The following is a 1,550-nucleotide window of genomic DNA, read 5'->3' on the forward strand; positions in this document are numbered from 1 at the left end:
GAAAGAGGCGATTCCACTGGCTTGCCGCCAGGCCGGTATCAGCCAGTCCGACATCAAGTGGATGGAGCTGAACGAAGCTTTTGCCGCGCAGGCACTGGCCGTGGCCCGCGATCTGGAGCTGGACATGAGCCTTGTCAACCCGAATGGCGGCGCGATCGCGCTGGGCCATCCGCTGGGCGCGACCGGCGCGATCCGTACCGCAACACTGGTACACGGCATGCGTAACCGTGGCGAAAAAGGCTACGGCATGGTGACCATGTGTATCGGTACCGGCATGGGCGCAGCAGGGATACTGGAAATCCTGTAACAGCGCTGTCTGGCCGCTATGGGCCAGATGGATAAAAAACAGCCCGTCAAGCATCGCTTGCCGGGCTGTTTTCATCAGGACGAATCGGGTCGGCGCAGGGTGCAGCGCTTAGTCGCTATTCGTGTCACCCAGCCAGTGGCGATAGATCGTCAGTGCCACCGCCAGCAGGGTAGGCCCGATAAATAGGCCAATCACCCCCCAAGCCAGCAGGCCGCCCATTACCCCCATGAAGATAATGAAGAGCGGCATCTGTGCACCCTGACTGATCAGCAAGGGGCGCAGGACATTGTCGACTGTATTGACCAGCAAGAAGCCCCACAGCAGCAAGAAGATGCCGTAACTATTGTCGCCGGTGTAAAACACCCAGCCGGCAGCCGGCAGCCATACCAATAGTGTGGGCAGTTGCGCGACGGCAAACACAAAGCACAAGAAGCCCAAGGCCAGTGCACCGGGGACGCCGGCGATCAAGAGGCCAATCACGCACAAGATGGTTTGCGCCAGCGCGGTGCCGACTACGCCATTGGATACGCCGCGCACAGTGCGGGCAATCACTTCAGCCAAACCGTCGGCCGGTGCGCCGCCCAGTTTGCGCAAAGTCAGGTTGGCGCCATCCCATAACTTGTCGCCATTGACGAGCAGCAGGCCGGAAATCAGGATCGCGAGAATGATTTCGAGCAGGCTGAAGCCGATGCTGGCCCCTTGCCCCAGTATCCATAAAGCGATTTTATTGGTTGTCGGGCGCAGTTTTTCAAGATAGCCGGGCAAGTCGCCCTGTACCGATAGCCACAGTGCACTGAGTTTGTGGCCGACCAGCGGGATAGTGTCCAGCCATGCCGGTGCACGGGGGACGGGGTACTGGCCCAGTGTCTCCAGCGTTTCGACATCAGGCAGGCTATGCGCCAGCTTGACCGCCATGGTGCTGATAGGCGCGGCGATGGCAAGCATCAATAAGGTGACGATCAATACCGCCGCGAGTTTATCGCGCCCGCCCATGCGCCTTGATAGCCAGTTGTAATGGGGCCAGACCGCAATCGAGATGATCGCCGCCCAAATCAGTGCGCCCAGAAAAGGCTGGACCACCTTGAGGCAGGCCGCCAGCAGCAAGAGAACCGCCGTGATGCGGATGGCAGCCATTACGTTGAAGCTTTGTTTGTCTTGAGGCATGTTTTTTCGTGGATAAGCAAGTGTTTAATAACAGCAGTCCGAGGCAAAAAACCGGACTAGCGTCCGGTTGTATCAGGCA

The 1,550-nt window shown here is 59.0% G+C and carries 1 protein-coding gene and 1 pseudogene; one reads left to right on the plus strand and one right to left on the minus strand.

Features of this window, described 5'->3' with window-relative positions:
* Positions 1 to 307 (plus strand): annotated as a pseudogene (locus ACRC1E_RS03715) (acetyl-CoA C-acyltransferase); the annotation flags it as partial.
* A 108-nt stretch (positions 308 to 415) separates the two neighbouring features.
* Here the strand turns inward: ACRC1E_RS03715 and ACRC1E_RS03720 are convergent.
* Positions 416 to 1,471: an AI-2E family transporter gene (locus ACRC1E_RS03720; RefSeq protein WP_438513764.1), complete on the minus strand. Its 1,056-nt coding sequence runs from the start codon at positions 1,469 to 1,471 to the stop codon at positions 416 to 418.
* Positions 1,472 to 1,550: the final 79 nt, after the last annotated feature.

The organism is Craterilacuibacter sp. (assembly GCF_051659485.1).
GTDB lineage: Bacteria > Pseudomonadota > Gammaproteobacteria > Burkholderiales > Chromobacteriaceae > Craterilacuibacter.